Source organism: Herbaspirillum chlorophenolicum (assembly GCF_001189955.1).
Lineage (GTDB): Bacteria > Pseudomonadota > Gammaproteobacteria > Burkholderiales > Burkholderiaceae_D > Herbaspirillum > Herbaspirillum chlorophenolicum.
This window is the reverse complement of the sequence record NZ_LFLT01000167.1, coordinates 1-567: the sequence shown is the minus strand read 5'-3', so window position 1 is coordinate 567 and position 567 is coordinate 1. Positions and strand designations below refer to the sequence as shown.

General features: G+C 56.8%; 1 protein-coding gene. It reads left to right on the top strand.

Annotation, left to right across the window (positions count from 1 at the left end):
• Window positions 1-76: 76 nt before the first annotated feature.
• Window positions 77-567 (top strand): cupin domain-containing protein (locus AKL28_RS24245; RefSeq protein ID WP_414735715.1); only part of this gene is annotated, 491 nt, incomplete at its 3' end.

Here is a 567-nt window from a genome sequence, read left to right as displayed (position 1 = left end):
TGGCCGCGTACAATAAGCCAGTGGACCCGGCTGATGTGAATCGGCCGAGACCCCGACAATCTCTTTATCCCGTCATATGATGCCCAAAACCAGCTCCGAAGAACTGATTTCACGCCTGGCACTTCAACCACATCCGGAAGGCGGGCATTTCAGGGAAACCTATCGCAGCCAGGAACGCGTCAAGCGCTCGCATGGCGATTCGACACGCTCGGCCGCCACTGCCATCTATTACCTGCTTCGCGGCAATGAAAGATCGACGTGGCACCGAATCAAATCAGACGAAATGTGGCACTTTTATGATGGTGTCCCCTTGCATGTGTACGTCCTCCTGCCAGAGGGAGAGCAGATAGTCTTCCGCCTCGGCAATCCATTGGAACACGACGGAACGGATTTCCAGGCGCTGGTTCCTGCCGGCGCCTGGTTCGCAGCAGAGTGTACGGTCGCAGACAGCCATAGCCTGGTCGGGTGCACCGTGGCGCCAGGCTTCGAGTTTGATGAGTTTGAGATCGCGCAGGTAGACCTTCTCCTGAAGGACTGGCCTCAGCATGGAGAGCTGATTGAACGCTT